This window comes from Microcoleus sp. S13_C3, from assembly GCF_036700905.1.
Lineage (GTDB): Bacteria > Cyanobacteriota > Cyanobacteriia > Cyanobacteriales > Microcoleaceae > Microcoleus.
This window is the reverse complement of sequence record NZ_JAUBPT010000232.1, coordinates 1-4,075: the sequence shown is the minus strand read 5'-3', so window position 1 is coordinate 4,075 and position 4,075 is coordinate 1. Positions and strand designations below refer to the sequence as shown.

At 46.6% G+C, this 4,075-nt stretch carries 4 protein-coding genes; 2 read left to right on the top strand and 2 right to left on the bottom strand.

Going from position 1 to position 4,075, the window contains the following annotated elements:
* Nucleotides 1–842: 842 nt before the first annotated feature.
* On the bottom strand, nucleotides 843–1,154 hold the full coding sequence (locus QUA16_RS34135; RefSeq protein ID WP_278187374.1) for a 30S ribosomal protein PSRP-3: 312 nt from the start codon (nucleotides 1,152–1,154) through the stop codon (nucleotides 843–845).
* A gap of 177 nt (nucleotides 1,155–1,331) precedes the next feature.
* On the opposite strand from QUA16_RS34135, the gene QUA16_RS34130 reads away from it, so the two are divergent.
* Together QUA16_RS34130 and QUA16_RS34125 are read left to right on the top strand one after the other, a co-directional pair.
* Complete coding sequence (locus tag QUA16_RS34130) at nucleotides 1,332–2,132, top strand: TIGR01548 family HAD-type hydrolase (RefSeq protein ID WP_333108996.1); 801 nt, start codon at nucleotides 1,332–1,334, stop codon at nucleotides 2,130–2,132.
* 294 nt (nucleotides 2,133–2,426) lie between these two features.
* Nucleotides 2,427–2,663: a hypothetical protein gene (locus QUA16_RS34125; protein ID WP_333108999.1), complete on the top strand. Its 237-nt coding sequence runs from the start codon at nucleotides 2,427–2,429 to the stop codon at nucleotides 2,661–2,663.
* A gap of 202 nt (nucleotides 2,664–2,865) precedes the next feature.
* Here QUA16_RS34125 and QUA16_RS34120 read toward each other — a convergent pair whose 3' ends face one another.
* Nucleotides 2,866–3,684: a tetratricopeptide repeat protein gene (locus QUA16_RS34120; protein ID WP_333109000.1), complete on the bottom strand. Its 819-nt coding sequence runs from the start codon at nucleotides 3,682–3,684 to the stop codon at nucleotides 2,866–2,868.
* Between the last annotated feature and the right edge of the window lie 391 nt (nucleotides 3,685–4,075).

Here is a 4,075-nt window from a genome sequence, read left to right as displayed (position 1 = left end):
GTAGATTTTCTTCTTGTGGAACGGGCATCTTGCCCGTTCAAAAGGCTTATTAAAAAGGGTGCATCTCAGTTATAACTCACATCTTGCACCCTTTTCAATAAAGGCAAGATGCCTGTTCCACAAAGAGTAGATTTTCTTCTTGTGGAACGGGCATCTTGCCCGTTCAAAAAGCTTATTGAAAAGGGTACAACATCTCAGTTATAACTCACATCATGTCCGAGCGATTGACCATAATATCCCGGCAGGGCGGGTTTTTGAGATTGTCAATTATTGGCCGATATTGTTGGTGAACCCGCCCCTACCTGATTTCGGGTAATCGACCAGACATCGTATCACATTTTGCACCGTTTTCAATAACAGGCTTTTCGGGCTGTTCCACAAAGAGTAGATTTTCTTCTTGTGGAACGGGCATCTTGCCCGTTCATAAAGCTTATTGACAATGGTACATTTCAGTTATAACTCACATCTTGCACCCTTTTCAATAACAGGCAAGATGCCTGTTCCACAAAGAGGGAATTTTCTTGTGGAACGGGCATCTTGCCTGTTCATAAAAAGCTATAAGCAGCGCGTCAAACCACTTTTCGCGTAAGTATTAATTGTCAAAAAAACGCCGATCTTAGAGCTTTATTTTCAACAAATCTCAAATCTCAAATCGACCAAGCCCAAAACCCGATTAGGTCTGAAAATCGGAGTTAGTATCAAGATAAGCTGTAGCGACTTCAAATTTTATCTTTCACGGCGAGGTGGAAAAAGCGTCTAATCCTCTCGCCTTCTCCCCTCTCTCTCCTTCCCCTCGTCAGCCATAACAGGCAATGTATATGGGTAGCAACTAAAAGCTGGGCTTAGTTGCTGCCGGTAAAAGTCACTTGGGGGAACCTTGACTGAGCTTCAGTCATCGGGCGCCGTCTGCCTTCCTCTTGCCAGTAGTTGATTACTTCTGTGGCTTGGTTGAGGATTTCGACGCGATCGTTGTCAGCAATCCAGTGTTTGGCTTCGAGTTCGTTTTTGAGGTCTTCCCAGGCATCTTTGCGAGGCCAGAAAAAGTAGGATGTCAGCGGGCTAGTTCCTTTGCCGACAACTTGGTCAACGGCGAGGGCAACATTCTCTTCTAGCCAGAGAACTTTTAAGATGAACTTGGACAAGCAAACCTCCAGGGTTCCGATCGAACTTGTTAAAAATTTCTACAATCGCTAAGCGTAGCACACTCTGTTCGATAATTGGTCATCGGCCATGAAAAGTTTTGTGGCGCGGCTGGTTTTAGCGCCACTCAGGGGCTGGGAACCGATAAAATTTGGGTTCTCGCCCGCCCTAGGTACAAGGATGGTTAAGTTGTGAACAGAGTTATTTTAGTCTTCGACATTGATGGTGTGGTGCGGGATGTGTCCGGTTCCTATCGGCGGGCGATCGCGGATGCGGTGGAACATTTCACGGCGGGTGCTTTTCGCCCGAATTCTCTCGATATCGACTCTCTGAAGTCTGAGGGAGTGTGGAATAATGACTGGCAGGCGTCTTTTGAGTTAGTTTGCCGTTATTTTGAGGGGATTGGACGATCGAGAAACGAACTCGCTGTCAACTATGACGAATTAGTGGCTTTTTTCCAAAGTCGCTATCGCGGGCCCGACGAGAAAAATTGGACTGGTTACATTTGCGGCGAACCGCTGTTGTTAAGTCCGGCTTACCTGGAAAATTTAACGGGTGGGGGCATTGTTTGGGGCTTTTTTAGCGGGGCGATGCGGGATGAAGCTGCTTATGTTTTGTCAGGGAAATTGAGTTTAAATTCTCCGGTGTTGGTGGCGATGGAAGATGCACCGGGAAAACCCGATCCGGCTGGACTTTTCGCGGCAATTGAACAGTTGGAAACTCTGCACGGTTTAGAAGAAAATTTGCCCGTGATTTACGCGGGAGATACTGTTGCGGATATTTACACGGTTGTGAAGGCGCGGGGAGTGCAACCAAATCGGGTTTGGCTGGGGGCTGGAATTTTGCCGCCTCATGTTTTGGATGATTCTGGGCGCTGTGAGGCTTATGCTGCGGGGCTGGAAAAAGCGGGTGCTGCAGCGGTTTTCAGGAATGTTGAGGAGTTGACGGCTGCGCGGATTTGGGAATTAGTTCTGTTGACTGTTGACTGTTGACTGTTGACTGTTGGCTGTTGGCTGTTGGCTGTTGGCTGTTGGCTGTTGTTAGTTGTCAGTTGTTAGTTGTTAGTTGTCAGTTGTTAGTTGTCAGTTGTCAGTTGTCAGTTAACTAATCATCAATAACCAATGACAAACAAAGGTAATTTTGTTAAATAATTTTGCACCTTATCCTTTTGACAAGTAAATGTAGTTTTGTTACATTTATTTGTCAATTTTTGCATCTTTGAGTTGACAATATCTGCGGCGGCGGCTTAGTACAGAGTAGAGGTTAAGCTCTAGGAGAATGCAACTATGTTAGTTTCGCGATCGACTGATAAACAACCTACGCCGGAAGAAACTCGGCAACTAGAAAAACTCCAAGTCCAAATCGAGCGGGCTGTTGCGGACGGCAAGATATCTAAGCAAGAAATGGAAGACATTAAGAGAGCGATTTGTGCGGACGGCAAAGTTACTGTTGAAGAACTGGAACTGTACAGAATATTGGTGACAGATAGGATTGTTGCTGGAGAAGTTGAATACGAGTTTTGATAAGAGAATTCAACGGAGGAAACGGATTTAAGGGATGAATATTGAGGAAATAAGAAACCTGGAAGAAGAGTTTGAATTGTTCTTCAATAGTTTATTTCCTGCTAGCTTAGGATGAGATTGGGTCATTTTTGGGAGCATCCCTTTTAGGGACTATACCCCACAATCATCGGGATGCTCGCAATTTTTTATTGGCGTTTTGAGATTATTTCAAGTGCAAGAATTTGTCTAATGCACTGACTACAACTGGTGGCCAGCGACGGTTATTGGCAACCCAATCGAGGTCTTTGTAACGGGCATCGAGGCCGATGGCTGCTACCCAATTGCTCTCAGCTTCGCCGCGATTTCCTGTTTCCCAAAGACAGGCGCTGAGGGCGGCTCTCATGTCGGCAAATTGGGGGTATCTGCGGACGATGTTTTTCATGTTGCGAATTGCTTCTTTGGTTTGCCCGTTTTGATAAAGTGCGAGGGCGTGGTTGGCGCGGGCAAAGGCGTATTCGGGGGCTAGTTCAAAGGCTTTGCTGTAGTCGGCTATTGCTTGTTCCCATTTTCCTAAACCGGCTTCGGCGTTGCCTCGGTTGTTGTAGGCGGCTGGATCTTGGGAGTCTAATTCTAGTACATGATTGTAGTCGGCGATCGCCTCTTCCCAGCGTCCTAAACCTTCTAGGGCGGTGCCGCGGTTGAGGTAGGGATCGGGGGCGTCGGGTGCTAGTTCGATCGCTCTTTCGTAGTCGGTAATAGCTGCTTGTAGTTTGTTTTGGCTGACTCTAGAGTTGCCTCGGTTGCTCCAAGCGGCGGCTTCTGAGGGAAATTTGTCAATTATTTGAGTCCAAAAAGTTTCTGCGGCGGGAAATTTGCCTTCATTTGTAGCTTCAAAAGCTTTTTGAACGAGTTCTCCTAATTCCTGTTGGGGATCGGTGATATCTGTTGGTTGTACTTGGGCGGCAACGGGGGCGATATTTCCCAACCACACTAACCCGGTTACAATTAATACTGTAAAAAATGTGAAAAGTGAGCGAATCATTGTTGTTGGCAGTTTAAACTTTGCTAAGCATATTATTAACCGAATTTGCCGGGGTTGGTTAGAAGATGTTTGAAAAGTCTCGGCGACTTAAGTCGCAGCTACACAGACAAAACCTGCCTCCGCAGGTTCGGGATTTGGTTTAGGCGGCGTAGGCGGACTTTGGTTGGGTAGTTGCGGGTTTAACTGATATCATGTCCGATCGATTGACAATAATATCCCGGCCGGGGCGGGTTTTTGAAATTGTCAATTATTGGCAGATATTGTTGGTGAACCCGCCCCTACCTGATTTTGGGCGGGAAGCGGAGGGAATCGACAAACCCGCCCGACCCCACGAAAAATCCTCTTATTGATATTGCTGCAAGATGTCTGTTTTAACTGAGAGATTGCACCA